14 protein-coding genes are annotated in these 14,784 nt (G+C 47.1%); 6 read left to right on the top strand and 8 right to left on the bottom strand.

Features of this window, described 5'->3' with window-relative positions:
* Positions 1-6: 6 nt before the first annotated feature.
* The 3 genes from AC8GFU_RS06730 to AC8GFU_RS06740 are packed head-to-tail and all read right to left on the bottom strand — an operon-like array spanning position 7 to position 2,164.
* On the bottom strand, positions 7-774 hold the full coding sequence (locus AC8GFU_RS06730) for an aldose 1-epimerase (protein WP_506626372.1): 768 nt from the start codon (positions 772-774) through the stop codon (positions 7-9).
* Positions 774-1,676 carry a carbohydrate kinase family protein gene (locus tag AC8GFU_RS06735; RefSeq protein WP_506626373.1) on the bottom strand — a complete coding sequence of 301 codons (903 nt, stop codon included), beginning with the start codon at positions 1,674-1,676 and terminating at the stop codon, positions 774-776. Before AC8GFU_RS06735 ends, AC8GFU_RS06730 begins: the two co-directional genes overlap by 1 nt.
* Positions 1,673-2,164 carry a heme-degrading domain-containing protein gene (locus AC8GFU_RS06740; protein ID WP_506626374.1) on the bottom strand — a complete coding sequence of 164 codons (492 nt, stop codon included), beginning with the start codon at positions 2,162-2,164 and terminating at the stop codon, positions 1,673-1,675. The genes AC8GFU_RS06735 and AC8GFU_RS06740 overlap by 4 nt, the downstream gene beginning before the upstream one ends.
* A gap of 28 nt (positions 2,165-2,192) precedes the next feature.
* On the opposite strand from AC8GFU_RS06740, the gene AC8GFU_RS06745 reads away from it, so the two are divergent.
* Entirely contained in the window at positions 2,193-3,122 is a 930-nt protein-coding gene (locus AC8GFU_RS06745; protein WP_506626375.1) for an aldo/keto reductase, read from the top strand.
* An 81-nt stretch (positions 3,123-3,203) separates the two neighbouring features.
* Complete coding sequence (locus AC8GFU_RS06750) at positions 3,204-4,451, top strand: hypothetical protein (protein WP_506626376.1); 1,248 nt, start codon at positions 3,204-3,206, stop codon at positions 4,449-4,451.
* Positions 4,452-4,483: 32 nt separating this feature from the next.
* Here the strand turns inward: AC8GFU_RS06750 and AC8GFU_RS06755 are convergent, their stop codons facing one another.
* The 4 genes from AC8GFU_RS06755 to AC8GFU_RS06770 all read right to left on the bottom strand — a co-directional run bounded on the left by AC8GFU_RS06755 (position 4,484) and on the right by AC8GFU_RS06770 (position 9,980).
* The gene (locus AC8GFU_RS06755) at positions 4,484-7,111 is read right to left on the bottom strand and encodes a metallopeptidase domain-containing protein (protein ID WP_506626377.1); all 2,628 of its coding nucleotides are present in this window, start codon (positions 7,109-7,111) and stop codon (positions 4,484-4,486) included.
* Between the two features lie 10 nt (positions 7,112-7,121).
* Complete coding sequence (locus AC8GFU_RS06760; protein ID WP_506626378.1) at positions 7,122-7,880, bottom strand: FAD:protein FMN transferase; 759 nt, start codon at positions 7,878-7,880, stop codon at positions 7,122-7,124.
* A gap of 22 nt (positions 7,881-7,902) precedes the next feature.
* Entirely contained in the window at positions 7,903-8,493 is a 591-nt protein-coding gene (locus tag AC8GFU_RS06765; protein WP_506626379.1) for an FMN-binding protein, read from the bottom strand.
* Between the two features lie 134 nt (positions 8,494-8,627).
* The gene (locus AC8GFU_RS06770; protein ID WP_506626380.1) at positions 8,628-9,980 is read right to left on the bottom strand and encodes a ferredoxin reductase family protein; all 1,353 of its coding nucleotides are present in this window, start codon (positions 9,978-9,980) and stop codon (positions 8,628-8,630) included.
* 83 nt (positions 9,981-10,063) lie between these two features.
* Here AC8GFU_RS06770 and AC8GFU_RS06775 point away from each other — a divergent pair, with 83 nt between their 5' ends.
* Genes AC8GFU_RS06775 through AC8GFU_RS06790 form a run of 4 tightly spaced genes read left to right on the top strand, consistent with a single transcriptional unit; the run spans position 10,064 to position 13,595 of the window.
* Positions 10,064-10,825, top strand: a complete 762-nt coding sequence (locus tag AC8GFU_RS06775; protein WP_506626381.1) for an ABC transporter permease — start codon at positions 10,064-10,066, stop codon at positions 10,823-10,825.
* On the top strand, positions 10,825-11,550 hold the full coding sequence (locus AC8GFU_RS06780; RefSeq protein WP_506626382.1) for an ABC transporter ATP-binding protein: 726 nt from the start codon (positions 10,825-10,827) through the stop codon (positions 11,548-11,550). Before AC8GFU_RS06775 ends, AC8GFU_RS06780 begins: the two co-directional genes overlap by 1 nt.
* Positions 11,551-11,552: 2 nt before the next feature.
* Positions 11,553-12,641 carry a glycosyltransferase gene (locus tag AC8GFU_RS06785; RefSeq protein ID WP_506626383.1) on the top strand — a complete coding sequence of 363 codons (1,089 nt, stop codon included), beginning with the start codon at positions 11,553-11,555 and terminating at the stop codon, positions 12,639-12,641.
* A 9-nt stretch (positions 12,642-12,650) separates the two neighbouring features.
* Positions 12,651-13,595, top strand: a complete 945-nt coding sequence (locus AC8GFU_RS06790; RefSeq protein ID WP_506626384.1) for an NAD-dependent epimerase/dehydratase family protein — start codon at positions 12,651-12,653, stop codon at positions 13,593-13,595.
* Here the strand turns inward: AC8GFU_RS06790 and AC8GFU_RS06795 are convergent.
* Positions 13,592-14,782 carry a nucleotide sugar dehydrogenase gene (locus AC8GFU_RS06795; protein WP_506626385.1) on the bottom strand — a complete coding sequence of 397 codons (1,191 nt, stop codon included), beginning with the start codon at positions 14,780-14,782 and terminating at the stop codon, positions 13,592-13,594. The two genes, AC8GFU_RS06790 and AC8GFU_RS06795, sit on opposite strands and share 4 nt — an antisense overlap.
* Positions 14,783-14,784 lie beyond the last annotated feature (2 nt).

Raw genomic sequence — 14,784 nt, forward strand, 5'->3', positions numbered from 1 at the left:
TCGTATTTACTCGAGCGATTCGAAAACAAACAACGCTTCGATGTAGTTCTCGCCACTAATTCCTAAGTTCTGCGCATCAGGTGGCGCAGTCTGTGGCTCTAAACAAACTCCATCGGAATCCTCGCTATAAACAACCCACCACGGCGCATCACATTCAATTGAAACGCGGGCAACATCTTCCCAAACAACAGCCGGGGTGCCTTTAATGCCGGTAAATGCATCATCCCAAGGCGGCTGCGTTGGAGCGCTTCGTTTTCCTGTTGGAATTCCATCGCTGCCACGGATCAACATCTCCGTTGCATCAAACTCAATTTCCGCGCTGCCACCACGTTCTAGATCGCGGGCAAACCAAGGATGGAAACCTAACCATGCAGGTAGATCGCAACCATTTGGTTCGTATTCCAAAGACCAGCGAATCGCATCATCTAAAACTTCAATTGTTTGTTCAACAGTTGCATCACCGTATGGAGATGGCAGGTGTAACAAAGAACGTCCGGGACCGATTTCTTGCCATGAAGAGATCAAACCAAAACCATGCAACGCATGTGGTGGATCAATAGTTGCAGGAAGCTGAATCTGTTGCCCCGCGCTATTTGTAATTAAACCCTCTTTGATTCGCCCAGCCCACGGTGCCATCGAGTACCAACCCGATGTGTGAACCTGTCCGCGGAATGGAACTGCGAACTCCATCTCGCGCCATTTCAGCGAAGTGATTCGCGCACCATTGTCATCATCGATTGCGATTTGAAATTCAGCATCATCAATAAATTGCATTAGGCATCCAACGCTTCTACTAGTTCGTGCAGTCGTGGAGGTTGAGCACCAGCACGTGAAACGGTAATGCCTGCTGCAATTGCCGCGCGATGTAACACCGCGTTTAGAACCTGTCCCTGCAAACCATTTACAGAGTGCTTAATAATTCCTTCAACCAAAATCGCACCCACTGTGTCACCTGCACCAACAGTGTCTACGACAACAACCTTTGCGCCGTCAACCTCTTCAAAACCATGTTCGGTGTAACCGATGATTCCATGTGCTCCGCGAGTAACAGCAACTAGTGAAACACCGTTTGCAATCCAACGCTTTGCGACCTCATCCATTGAGTCATCTGGATATAACCAGGAAATATCATCATCGGAAAGCTTTACTACGCTTGAAATTCCGACCCATTTTTCAACCGCTGCTCGGTAAGCATCGCGATCGCCCACAACTGATGAACGCACATTGGGATCAAAGACAACAGGTGCGAATTCGGTGCACTTAACAGCCCAGTCATACAAAGTTGTTGATGCAGGTTCGACGATTGTTACCAGCGTTCCGATGTGTAAAACACTTGGTTTTAAACGCTCTGGATCCGGTAACCATGATGGTGAAAACTCAAAGGTCGCAGTTCCATCAATTAAAAATTCATACGACGCAGAACCATTCGCATCCAACGTAACTGTTGCGGTGCATGTTGGCTTGTCGCTACTTAGCGCCAATGACAATCCAACGCCATCGCGCTCTAACTCTTTGCGCGCGCTAACACCATATGCATCAGTTGAAATTCCATCAATGAAATCAACCTCGTATCCCAAACGCGCTAACGCCTTTGCAGTATTTGCAGGACCGCCACCAACAACAGGACCGGTTGGCAAAATATCAATCAGAACTTCACCGCACACCCAGATGCTCAAATTAACTCACCCTTTCGCGCCAAGAATTCAGTCAACACTTCAACACCCAACAAATGATCTTGCACTTGTGGCAAACCACTAATTAATAAAATTCCGACACAACCCATGCCCTTAACATTTAATGGCAATCCGCCACCATGAATCGCATGTGTCTCTTCAGGCAAACCTTTAACCGCATACCAATCGATGCCTTGTTCTTCAGCTAAAACTCTTTCATACATCGTTGAATTGCCAGTTGCTAAAACAACGCGAGCTTTGCGCGCAATCCACGAATCATTGTCGGGCGTTGATCCCGGCAACGATGCATGAAAAACAGTCCACTCCTTTAAGCGAACCTCCACTGCAATTGGCACTCCGCGATCAAAACCCAGATCCAACGCGATCTCACCGATTTCAATCGCCTCTTTTTGCGACAGCGATTCCAATTCAAGTGTCTTGGCCTCAAGCGCCAAGCCTTCACTTGAAAATCCACCCGTTGTAGTCGCCATGTGCGTAATTGTGCCTTAATCTGCGTTCATGATCACTATCCCAGAATCCGACCTCGTCGTTCACGAACTGTGCCTTGGCACCAACATCTTCGGCGGCAACGCCACTGAGGCTGAAAGCCACCTAGTAATGGATGCTTATCGCAGCCATGGCGGCAACTTCATCGACACCGCAGATATGTACAACCAGTGGGTTGAAGGCCATGTGGGCGGAGAGTCCGAGGCAATCATCGGTTCTTGGATGAAAGCTCGCGGAAATCGCAGCGAAATGGTGATCGCAACCAAGGTTTCAAAGATGGATCGTCGCCCAGGATTGTCTGCGAAGAATATTTTCGCCGCCTGCGAAGAATCTCTTGATCGTTTGCAAACCGATTACATCGATCTGTATTACAGCCACGAAGACGATCAAACAGTTTCTTTGGAAGAAACACTTGGCGCATACGCCCATTTAGTTGCAGAAGGAAAGGTGCGTTACATCGCAGCCTCTAACTTCACACCTGCGCGCCTTCGTGAAGCAATTAAGTTCAGCGAAGATAATAACTTGCCTTCATACATCGCAGTTCAAGATCTTTATAACTTGGTAGATCGCAAAGGATATGAAACCGAGATGGCAGCAACTGTTGCCGATCTAGGTATTTCAAACATTCCTTTTTATGGAATCGCTCGCGGCTTCTTAACTGGAAAGTATCGCCCAGGAGTCACCGAAGTAGATTCAAAGCGCGCGGCTGGTGCTCGCGAGTATGCAACAGATAAGAATTACGCAGTTCTTTCTGCGATGGATGAAATCGCAAAGGCTCACAACGCGCCACTTGGTGCGATTGCACTTGGTTGGCTACGTGCTCAACCAACAGTTAGTGCGCCAATTGCATCTGCGAGAACAGTTGCTCAGCTTGAAGAGATCATTCAGGTTGTTGAACTTAGTGGTGCAGAAGTGGAAAAACTAAGCGCCCTGTCTGCTTAATTGAAAATGAATTTTTGGGGTTAAGAGAAAAATGACTACTCAAGACCTTAAAATTTTCTAACTTCCTATTACCCTTTTGGAATGGGAATTCGGAGCAGCCTTATAAAGGGCTTGTTGATTGCACTTGCTGTTGTGCTTATTCCAGTGAGTGCTGTTTCTGCCCAAAAAATAACCCCTGGATCTACCTGCAAAGTTTTAAATCAAAAAGCTACTTATTTAAACAAGGCCTACACCTGCGTTAAATCGGGCAAGAAGTTACTTTGGAATAAGGGCGTTGCGATAGTTAAACCGACACCCATTGCAACACCAACGTCTACTCCAACGCCTGAACCCACTCCAACTCCAACACCGACTCCTACTGTCTCGGCCACACCAACACCGACTCCAACTTTGCCGCCCGCTCCGATAATCCTTACGTGGGACAACATTGTGGCCAACTTTGATCAGATTTCTACAGATGTCTACAACAAAAGCCAGAGCCACGTAGATATTAATTTTCAATCGAAAATCAAGTTAACTGTTTTGGTGGGGCCAAATACAAAACCAAGCGTCATCAAACCCACTGCCGCCTTTAGCCTGGCATCAAATATGTTGAGAAACTTTAAACAGCCCGATGAAGTTTGGGCGATTTATTACAACTACATTGATAAGGATTGGGCTAAGAAATTTTTCCAAGAAAAAGATGGAGCGCCATATTTTAATTCCAAGATTGATTATTCATGTCCCAGTGAAAATGATTGTGAAGTCGCAGGCGGAGGTAATTTACGAAATTGGCAAGGTTATGTTGAGACCGCGGTACCGAATAATCCTTGGTGGACTGATCGAAGTCAATATGCGGGGCAAGACATTCACGAATACACACACGTTGTTCAGTCTTATCAACAAAAACCATCGACGGGCGATTGGTTAAGCAAAATCCCTGTGTGGCTTTCTGAAGGACAGGCAACACTATTTCAAGTATTAGGCAGCAATAAGACTTTGTATTCATATAATTTTGCTCAGGCAAATCAAATTAAGAAGTTTGCACCCGATGCGACATTGAAGGATTTCTCTAGCGATTCAATTTTACGATTCTATGAACTTCTTACACCAGGAAAAAATCCGGATATATACCTAACGAATCCTTCCTTTTATAGGTATGTATTTTCATTGGGTTATGCAACTGTTGAGGCACTTACTGCAATTGGCGGAATCGATTCCACAATGACCCTGGTTAATCAATCTGTGAATGGCACTCCATTTAATCAAGCCTTTAAAAACATATATGGCATTGAGTGGGCTGCAGCAGCTCCAATCCTTGCCGAAATTATTTCAAAACAGACAAAGTAGTACCTACCGCAAAACAATCAATGATCGTTTGGTTATGACTTCGCTTGAAGGCGCTGGCTCATTGTCACGGCGACTTTGAGCCACTTAGCAACCTGAGCATCACTGAAGCCTTCAGCGTTCATGACGTATAGACCTGTGAAGGTATCGCCATTGAATTGGTAGAAGCCAAGCAAGGTACGCGCACGAACTCCGCTATCAATAACTGCGTGAACAAATACGCGATTGCCTTCGGAAACAACGCCAGCGGGGATGTTCTTTAGCGTCTTAAAGTCGTAAGGAACTAAGGCTCCCGTTGCATCTTTGTATCCCTTATCTGCTTGGCACTGAGCCAAAACCTTTACAAGCTCCTTCTGCGCAGCACTTGCTGCTGCAGCAGATGAGTACTTAACAACCTCAGTTGATAAGAATGAGAATGTTGAGCCAACCTTTGTTGCAGTTACTTGGCGGCGTTCAACACGATCCTTTTCAGATGCGAAAGTTCCGTTACACAAATCAAGGGATGGATCATCAAGCTTTGTTCCGCCACCCATAGGTAAAACAGTCCATTCCTGGCTGAAATCTTCAGCGCGGAATCCGAGCTTTGCAAGCTTTACCTGCTTGTCATCAGTCAAGGATGGATCACTAATTGCAGGTGCGCGATCGACTTCCTTCAGGGATCCAAGTGTTGTTGTAACTGAAGTTAAACCAATTAAAACAAAGTTTGATCCACTTACACGAACAACCTTCTTGGTTGTTCCAACATCAACAGTTGCACCAATGCGAAGCTTTGCAGCCTTGCTATCAGCAATGGTTGCAACGGTCTTATTTCCAACCGCAACAGTTGCAGCACCTGCACCAACTAAAACATCATTCTTGCCAGCAACAGTTAGCGATGCTGTGCACTTACCCACACATTTAATTGCTCCTGCTCCATATGCGCTGCCTGCTGGGCTCCATTTTCCGGTCTTTGAACTCTTATCAGCGGTTACAAATGTATTTGCAATGCTGATATCGCCAGTTAATCCGTTACCAACGCAGTCAAAGACCTGCGCGGTACCAACGACTGATGTTCCACTAGCTACCTTAAATGCAGGCGCATTCTTTATATTGCTAGATTGCAAAACCCAACCATCCTCATCGACAACATTTGCTTGGCAGATTCCTGCACCTGCATCTGTTGCGCCCTTCCATTGCAGTGACAGTTCGTTGCCACTAACACCGGTTAAAACAAAATCATTTGTCACAACTGGATGTGCGCGATCAATTACAACCTTTACCGGCGCAGACCAATCGCTCTTGTTGCCAACTACATCAACGGATCGCATTGCAAAGGTGTAGCTACCTTCAGGCAGATCACGCAGATACATAGTCTTTGGCGCCACAAATGGGCTTAGGTACGTCGGCATCCAGCCATCGATATCTGAAGCCTTAAGTGTCTGCACAACCCCGTCTATTTGGCCTTCAAAGCCGGTAATCGCGGTATCTGCATCCTCTGATCCCTCTTTGAGGATCACCATATTCGGCGAATTCCACTGTGCCACCGGTACCAAAACCGGAGTCGGAGGAGGCGTCGTATCAGCCTTCTTCTTAATGGTGACAACTGCACTAGTTTCAGAGGCGACAGCGCTAAAGGAAACATTCCCTGAATAGGTTGTTGCTGTCAGCGCTGTCATTGATCCGCCAACAGATCTTGAATCACGGTATTGATAGGTGTCTAAATTCAACATCCACACATCAGTTCCTAAAACAGAACCAAATTCCGATGCAGCTGCATCTTCAGGATTAGGTGAAACAACAGATGAAATCGGTGGAGGATCTAAACGATAAATCGCAAGCCCTGGCTTGTATCCAGCACCATCGCTCTTGCGACGGTATTCAATCCAGTACGCAGCTTTTCCATCGCGAACAAAGATCGCCTTAACGCCATTTGCAAAATCACTTGGCGCCAAAGTTACTGATTCTGATTGCCACACCTGTTTGATTTGTGAATCATCTAAATACCCCATGCGCCACTGGTGGTAGGTACTTAACGGAGATGTTGTATCAACATTTCCCATTACATCGATCGTTCCGCCGTATTCAACAGCCTTGCAGGTATCTGACCAGGCGCCATCATTTGCCGCGTTATCGCAACGCAAAAAGTTTGAGTGACCTAAACCAAAGGTGTGACCTAATTCGTGTGAGATTACAAAACTTGAAGCGCTGTCATGCAATATCAATGTGCCGCTAACACTCTTTGGTCCACCCATTTGAGCACGGCCCGACCACACACAGCCAGCCTTTGGTGCAATAACAACTAAGTAGCGCTTTGAATAATCTGTAATTCCTAAACGCTTATACGCCTCGGGGCGAATTTGATTCATGAAATCTGAAGCAGCAATACCTTGGCACGCCATCTTTGAAAGCAGATCAATGTTTTCCTTTAAAACCTTGCCTGATTTAAATGAAACTCCGCGATCTTTTGTGTCGCCATACATCGCGGTGAACTTCAGCCAATCAGCATTTACTTCGGAATCAATTACCGCGGCAACCTTGTTTACATCACCAGCTGGTGCAACCGCACCCGGCCAGGTAACTGCAACAACATCGATCACTCGCTCATCAACTGCGTAAGCAGGAGCAAGCCCCAATGAACCGATCGCAAAAACAAAAGCGATTAATATCGAAACCCGTCTGCGCATGGTGAGCATCCTAAATCTCCCACGCTGTTTGTTCATGTCGATTGACCGCAAATACCTGATAACCCATCAACTCTTCCTGTCCAAACCAAGCAACTGAGTCTGTTCCGCCAACCATGACCGCAGTTGCCATGGCATCACACAGCCAACCCTGTGGCCCAACAACGGTTGCCGACTTCGCCCCAATTGCGATCATCCCGCTGTGCGGATCGCTGATGTGTGCCCCGCGTTCATATGTCCCCGATGTTGCAATCGCACCATCCATAATTTCGTATACCTTTACAGCTTCCATTTTATTATCGGGATTTACAACACCAATCGGCCACGGCTTAACAACACCATCGCTATCTACAAACCCACCACGCAACGTTAAATCCCCAGCTGCATTTACCTGCACATGCGCAGCACCTGCTGCAACCAACATATCGGCACACTTATCGGCGGCCCAACCTTTTACTAACCCTGATGGATCAAATCCTCCATCAACCGCCCACGGATCAAAAGCCCCATCACTTAACCACTTTGCCTGTGCACATAAATCCCAGACTTCAATCACATCATCTGGACATTCCTCAATCGCAACTTCTCCGCGACGCAACCGCGACACCCACGACCGATTTTTATACGTTGAAAAATCGCGATCAACATCCTCGCAAAAAGAAATCACTGAATTCATAGCGCGATCTAAATCCGCCGCACTGACATTCGCCCCAGAACAATCCACATCCACAATCGTTCCCCACACAGGAAACTGTCGACGCAGTTGATTCATTCAGCAACCCTACACAAACACCTTACAAACCAGCGTCTGCGAGCGCTCCCTGCAATGACTTAAACCAGCCATAGCTTGTGTACGAAGCACCAGATGCGCCCTTGATATTGGCACTCTGCGCAGCCAATGTCTGTTGCTTCAAAATCGGCACAGCCATATTTGTGTATCGATCATTACGTCCACTTGGTGCCTGCACTGCAACGGCATCAATAATCTTTCCGTTTTGCACAGTAATTTTTACTTGAACAGTTCCGTAGTTAACAAAAACCGCAGGCCCTGTAAATGTTCCACTTTTTGCAGCCGGAGTCGCCACCGCAGTTGTTGCAGCAGCAGTTGGCGTTGCACTCTTCGTAGCCGCCGCTGTCGCACTCGCAGCAGGCGTTGCCTTCTTCGTCGCAACCGGCTTAGCAGTCTTCGTCGCATTGGCAGTTGCAACAGCCTTTGTAGAAGTTGATGATGAAGCAGACGCTGATGAACTAGTTCCAGTGGAACCAATCGCAGAGCCTCCAGCGATATTTATTGAACCGCTAGAACCCAGCTGAGGTGGCGTAATCGCCAAGACAGCACCAAGACCCCCCACAGTGCCTCCTGCAATCAGCAGCGCCCGCTTCATCTCATACCCTCACTTCTTGCATATTTTGTGTAGATCCCCTCGAATGGATCAACACCTGTATAAAAGCCTACTAACCTGAATGATTTCTGAGAACGCCCGCAAAGCCCCCGCAGAGTCTTTACCCTTTAAAAGCTTTACTCCTTATGGAACGCAAACGCCTCGTCGTGGAAACGATTCTTCGGCACACCTAGATCCTCAGCTGCCTTACGCACCTGCGTCACCAATGGCTCTGGCCCACAGATGTAAATATCGCTATCTGCAACCTGCGGCACAAGCGCCTTCAATGACTTCGCATCCATCGGATGGTTCTTGCGCGGTCCCACTAGGTAATGAACCCGAATCGATCCACCGCTATTGAAAGCCAAGTAATCCATTTCTTTCTTAAGAACTAGATCCTCTTCCTTTGATGCACGGAACAACACATCCATCTGCACGCCACCAGAAAGCTCATCCATAAGCGCTCTAATAGGCGTAATACCTACGCCTCCGCCCACCAACACCACATGCGGCTGAGTCGAACGCCCTGCTGTAAATGCACCATAAGGACCTTCAACAAATACTCGCGTGCCCGGCTTTAAGAAAGCCAATGAACGTGAGTGATCACCTAAATCTTTCACTGTGATTCGCAAATGCTTTTCAGTTGGAGCTGCAGATAAAGAATATGGATGTGACATCAAGAAATGACCCTTGGCTAAAAAGCGCCATCCAAAGAACTGTCCGCCTTGCGCATTCAAAGTATCTAAGTGATACCCCTTCATGATTACTGAAACAACTCCAGGTCCTTCAACGACAACCTTTTCAACCTTTAAGTTAACTCGCATGGAACGATAGAAAGGAACCCAGAAGCGCCAGTAAATAATCGCACCAGCCATCGCAACATATAACGCAGTCCAATAAGCACGGTTTAATGGATGCCCAATAAACATCTGCCCATTAATTACCTGGTGCATAAATGATGCAGCAACCGCTGCATAGGTCAGAATGTGAACCAACCACCAGGTTTCATAACTCATCTTTGCTCGTGCCTTCTTATAAGAAGTAACACCAGCCATCACCATCAAAATAAATCCCGCTAGTGCAAACCACATCCAGTCATAGGTAGTTAAGAACTGCCACATTTCCTTATACAAAGGAATTGAATCTTGACCAGCAAATCCCAAAACGATCATGAACACATGCAGACCGATTGCATACAAAGACCATGGACCTAACTTGCGATGCCATGTCACCAATCGATCATGACCAACTCCGCGTTCCACCCATGGAATACGTGCAATTAAAAACATTCCGACAACTGCAAAATAGGTTCCGACCAATGCCAACAAGCGACTGAGTGAAACAACAACCGAATAGAAAGTATTGAAATCGCTAAGCCGCACCGTAGTCAGCTGCAACGCCAACGTCAGCCCCAACCCCGCACCAAGCAGCAGCGCTGCCCAATCGGTACCTGCGGCTGAGTGCTTATAAATGCGGGTTGGCTGAGTCATGGCTCAATTACACCTCAGAACCCTGAGAACTGGGTGAGCAGCAACGCTGAGCCGCCTATGAAGCCCGATACCCTTAACCCATCATGAAGTACGCCCAACTGATTCGCTTGCTAGTTAATCGCGAGCTAACCCTTCGCTACAAGCGCAGTGTTATCGGTATCGGCTGGACCTTGTTGAACCCAATTCTTACAAGCGCGGTTCTTTGGTACGTCTTCTCTTTTGTATTCGCATCACGCCTGCCCAGCGGTCAGCAATTCGCGCCATATCTAATGGCCGGAATCTTGATGAACACATTCTTTAATCAAGGTCTGATGCAGGCCGCAGATTCAATCGCAAGTAATGGCGGAGTCCTTACCAAGATTTATGTTCCGCCTCAGATCTTCGCGATCTCTTCAGCATTAGCCGGCCTTGCAAACTTCTTTATCGGAATGATTCCACTGGCGCTTGTCTGCTTCATTTCAGGACAATCTCTGGCACTAACCCTGCCATTGGTTTTCTTTGTTGGAATCGCTCTCGCACTCCTAACAGCAGGTCTAGGTCTTGCACTTTCGATCATGTTCATCCGCTTCGACGATACTCGCAACATCGTTAACGTCCTACTGATGATCTTGATGTACCTAACACCAATCTTCTACCCAGTAACGGTAATGAATGAAAAGATGCAGCGCATCATCCATTGGAACCCACTAACTAGTTACTTAGATATTTTCCGATGGGCATTTTCAAACAACGCAACCCCAACTCTTTTCAGCTGGATCTACATGACTATCTGGTCAACCTTTGCGATTCTGCTTGGTACTTATGTCTTTAAAAAGTACTGGCCAAGAACGGTGGCGATGCTCTAATGGCCGTTATCGAAGTTAAAAACGTAAACGTGACCTATCGCGTACTGATGAATAAATCAGGATCGCTGAAAGAACTCTTCCGCGATGCCATTAAGGGCAAAGCCCGCGTAGTTGATTACGTTGCACTTCAAGATGTTTCCTTCACCGTAGATAAGGGTGAAGTTGTTGCGATCCTTGGTCGCAACGGCGCAGGTAAATCAACACTGCTTAAAGTTTTAGCTGGTGTGCTGCCTCCAACAAAGGGAACTTCACAGGTCAACGGAAAGATCGCACCGATGATCGAACTTGGCGCAGGCTTTCATCCCGAGATGACGGGTGCTGAAAACGTGCTGTTTTACTCAGCGCTGATGGGCCGCGAGGTTAAGCACGTTAAAGAACGCACCCCTGCAATCGGCGAATGGGCTGGCGTTTCAGACCATATGGATTTTCCCCTTCGCACATTCTCTTCAGGAATGGTTGCCCGTTTAGCTTTTGCAACCGCAACAGATGAGCAAGCAGAAGTGCTTCTAGTAGATGAAGTTCTTTCCGTTGGTGATGCTGATTTCCAAGCAAAATCAAAGGCTCGCATGCACGAACTGATCAACAGCGGTGCTGCGGTTGTTCTGGTCTCACATGACATGTCAGCGGTTCGCGAATTAGCAACCCGCGCAGTGTGGCTAGAAAACGGCCATGTAAAAATGATTGGCAACCCAGAAGAGGTTGTTGCCGCTTACGAAGCAAACTAACAATGCGCGTTCTGCATGTAATCGCTCGTCTAAATGTTGGTGGCACTGCCCGTTACATCACCCAGCTTGCAAACGAACTACCTAAGCACGGGATCGAAACCTTTGTTGCAACTGGATTTGTTCAAGGTGCTGAAGTTGAAGATGAATCCGCGCAATCAATTGACATCATCAGAATCCCTTCGATGGGACGTACGATCAATCCAATCAAGGATCACTTTGCACGCAAGCAGTTAGAAAAGATTATTGCCGAAGTAAAGCCGGACATCATTCATACCCATACATTTAAAGCTGGGTACGTCACCCGCATGAAAAAGCAAACTATTCCTGTTGTTCACACTTTTCATGGCCACTTGCTGGATGACCCAGAGTTTTCAGGTTTTAAATCAAAGGTGATCATCGAAGTCGAGCGCATGCTTGCAAAGAAATCACGCAAACTTGTGACAGTTGGTCGTCGAGTTTCTGAAGAACTACTTGAACAACACATCGGTACAAAAGAGCAGTATGTAAATATTCCTCCCGGGGTTGTTGCACTTAACATCACTCCGCGAGAAGAGGCGATTAAGAACTTGGGGCTCACCGACAACGGGCAACCAATTGTTGGATGGATCGCTCGCGTTACCGGTGTTAAAAACCCAATGCTTGCCCTTCAGGTCGCTGATGCAATGCCAGATACCCACTTTGTGATGGCAGGCGGTGGCGATCTACTCGATCAAGTCAAAGCCAAGGCGCCCTCCAATGTCAGCGTTATTGGCTGGGCAAAGGCAGAAGATCTATTTGGTGCATCCGACATCATCCTGTCCACCAGCGAAAATGAAGGCATGCCCGTTGCTTTAATCGAAGCACAATTGGCTGGCAAACCAGTTGTTGCAACCGATGTTGGCTCAGTCTCTGAAGTACTGCTCAATCACGAGACCGGCATCGTGACCAACAAGAATGCTGGATCAATCGCAGCCGCAATTGAATCTCTATTGCTGGATAAGCAGAAGCGCACAAAGATGGGCACCTTAGCCACCGCCCGCGCACACGCTCTTTTCTCTGTTGACCGCATGATCAACGCTCACATTGACCTGTATAAATCGATTGTGAAATAAGGTTTACCCATGCGCGTATTCATTACTGGTGGAGCCGGATTCATCGGATCCCACTTAGCCGACCATTACGTAGCAGCAGGGCACGAAGTAACAGTTCTTGATAACTTCTCAACTGGATCAAAAAACAACATCGCGCACCTTGATGGAAAGATCACCACAGTTGATTGCGATATTCGCAACATCGAATTAATCGAAACCCTGACCAAAGATACCGACTTAGTTCTTCACATGGCAGCAGCCCTTGGCGTAAACACAATTCTTGAATCTCCACTTGAATCAATGAGCACCAACATCACTGGTAGCGAAGTTGTTTTAAACTCAGCAGCTAAGTTCAATAAGCGAATTATCATCGCAAGCACATCTGAAATTTACGGCAAGAACCCTAAGCAACCATTAAATGAAACTGATGATCGTGTAGTCGGTGCTCCACAAAAGATCCGCTGGACATACAGCGATGCCAAAGCTATTGAAGAGGCAATGGCTTTTGCACTTCACCAAGAAAAGAAATTACCTGTGACAACTGTTCGCTTATTCAACACAGTTGGTCGTCGTCAAACAGGGCGCTACGGAATGGTTGTTCCCCGCTTTGTTCAAGCAGCGCTAAAGAATGAACCAATCACAATCTACGGCGATGGAACCCAATCACGAGTCTTTTGCCATGTGTCAGATGCAGTTCAAGCAATTGCAATTATTGCCGCAACTGAATCAACAATCGGAGATGTCTATAACGTAGGCGGAACCGGCGAAGTAACCATCAAGCAGCTGGCAGAACAGGTTCTAGCAACAACTGGTTCAACATCCGAAATTACCTACACACCATATTCAGATGCATACCCAGCAGGGTTTGAAGATATCCAGCGCCGAGTCCCTGATATCTCAAAGATTAAATCAGCTATTAACTGGGCGCCTACCAAGGATTTGATGCAAATAATCAGCGATATAGCTGCGCTTTAAATGCCGTCTACGCCGGATACTGTGCCGGTGCAATCAAATACATACCCAGAAGCCTTAATTGCTGCATCGCTAACACCATCATGCTTAGTAACAACAACGGCGATCTCATGAGCAGCTAACGGCGAAGATTTTTCACCGCGCCATGAACCTACTAATTCATCATGCCAAACAACTGTTGCACCTTGCTCGCGCAGTACATCAATAACCGCTGCCGCTGGCGTCTCACGAGTATCAGCAACGTTGGCCTTATAAGAAACTCCAACTACAACAACTGATTTACCAGCGATCGATCCACCGAACCCTTCGATCACTCGCTTCACCACATAAGCAGGCATTGCAAGGTTTACCTCGTTTGCACGCTTAATAAATGTGGCAGGGATACCAAGCTCGTTTGCAACATGCGCCAAGTAACTTGGATCCACTGGAATGCAATGGCCACCTACTCCTGGACCAGGATTAAATGCCATAAAACCGTAAGGCTTTGTACCAGCTGCTTCAATCACTTCACGACTTGAAATTCCCAATGCATCTGAAATCTGTGCGAACTCATTTACTAATGCAATGTTTACCTGGCGGAAGGTATTTTCAAAGATCTTTGCTGCTTCTGCTACCTCGGGTGATGAAACTTCAATGATGGTGTCACAGAAACTGCCATAAAATTCACGGGCTTTTGCAACCCCAGCTGGCGTTAATCCACCAATTAAACGTGGAGTGTTCTTTGTTCCCCATTGAGCATTACCTGGATCCACTCGCTCTGGTGAAGAGGCGTACATATGAGCCACACCAGTAATCCGGGCTGCGATTTCCTTGCGCAAAGTACCGGGGTAAGAGGTTGATTCATTCACGATCAGTGCTGGGGTCTTCACATTGTGTGCAATCAAATCTGCTGCAGCATGAACAAATGAAAGATCTGGATTTCGCTTTTCATCAAGTGGTGTTGGCACGGCGATAACAATGACATCACTGCCATCTAGAACTGCTGCATCTGTACTTGCTTTATATGCTCCGCTGCCAACAAAGTCGCCTAAAGCTTTATCTGTAATGCCTTCGATATGAGATGTGCCAGCATTTAGTGCGGCAACTAATCCATTATTAACATCAAAGCCCACCACTGAATGCCCTGCACCTGCTGCGCTGACAGCAATAGTCAGGCCGACATAGCCCTGACCGATGATTGCAACGCGCATAG

Origin of the sequence: Planktophila warneckei (SeqCode) (genome assembly GCF_965234675.1) — a bacterium.
GTDB classification, from domain to species: domain Bacteria; phylum Actinomycetota; class Actinomycetes; order Nanopelagicales; family Nanopelagicaceae; genus Planktophila; species Planktophila warneckei.

What these genes read in the sequence shown, in the direction of transcription:
- AC8GFU_RS06785 (WP_506626383.1), top strand. Translation starts at nt 11,553, where the DNA reads ATGCGCGTTCTGCATGTAATCGCTCGTCTAAATGTTGGTGGCACTGCC.
- AC8GFU_RS06790 (WP_506626384.1), top strand. Translation starts at nt 12,651, where the DNA reads ATGCGCGTATTCATTACTGGTGGAGCCGGATTCATCGGATCCCACTTA.
- AC8GFU_RS06770 (WP_506626380.1), bottom strand. Translation starts at nt 9,980, where the DNA reads ATGACTCAGCCAACCCGCATTTATAAGCACTCAGCCGCAGGTACCGAT.
- AC8GFU_RS06730 (WP_506626372.1), bottom strand. Translation starts at nt 774, where the DNA reads ATGCAATTTATTGATGATGCTGAATTTCAAATCGCAATCGATGATGAC.
- AC8GFU_RS06760 (WP_506626378.1), bottom strand. Translation starts at nt 7,880, where the DNA reads ATGAATCAACTGCGTCGACAGTTTCCTGTGTGGGGAACGATTGTGGAT.
- AC8GFU_RS06750 (WP_506626376.1), top strand. Translation starts at nt 3,204, where the DNA reads ATGGGAATTCGGAGCAGCCTTATAAAGGGCTTGTTGATTGCACTTGCT.
- AC8GFU_RS06755 (WP_506626377.1), bottom strand. Translation starts at nt 7,111, where the DNA reads ATGCGCAGACGGGTTTCGATATTAATCGCTTTTGTTTTTGCGATCGGT.
- AC8GFU_RS06795 (WP_506626385.1), bottom strand. Translation starts at nt 14,782, where the DNA reads ATGCGCGTTGCAATCATCGGTCAGGGCTATGTCGGCCTGACTATTGCT.
- AC8GFU_RS06740 (WP_506626374.1), bottom strand. Translation starts at nt 2,164, where the DNA reads ATGGCGACTACAACGGGTGGATTTTCAAGTGAAGGCTTGGCGCTTGAG.
- AC8GFU_RS06745 (WP_506626375.1), top strand. Translation starts at nt 2,193, where the DNA reads ATGATCACTATCCCAGAATCCGACCTCGTCGTTCACGAACTGTGCCTT.
- AC8GFU_RS06775 (WP_506626381.1), top strand. Translation starts at nt 10,064, where the DNA reads ATGAAGTACGCCCAACTGATTCGCTTGCTAGTTAATCGCGAGCTAACC.
- AC8GFU_RS06765 (WP_506626379.1), bottom strand. Translation starts at nt 8,493, where the DNA reads ATGAAGCGGGCGCTGCTGATTGCAGGAGGCACTGTGGGGGGTCTTGGT.
- AC8GFU_RS06780 (WP_506626382.1), top strand. Translation starts at nt 10,825, where the DNA reads ATGGCCGTTATCGAAGTTAAAAACGTAAACGTGACCTATCGCGTACTG.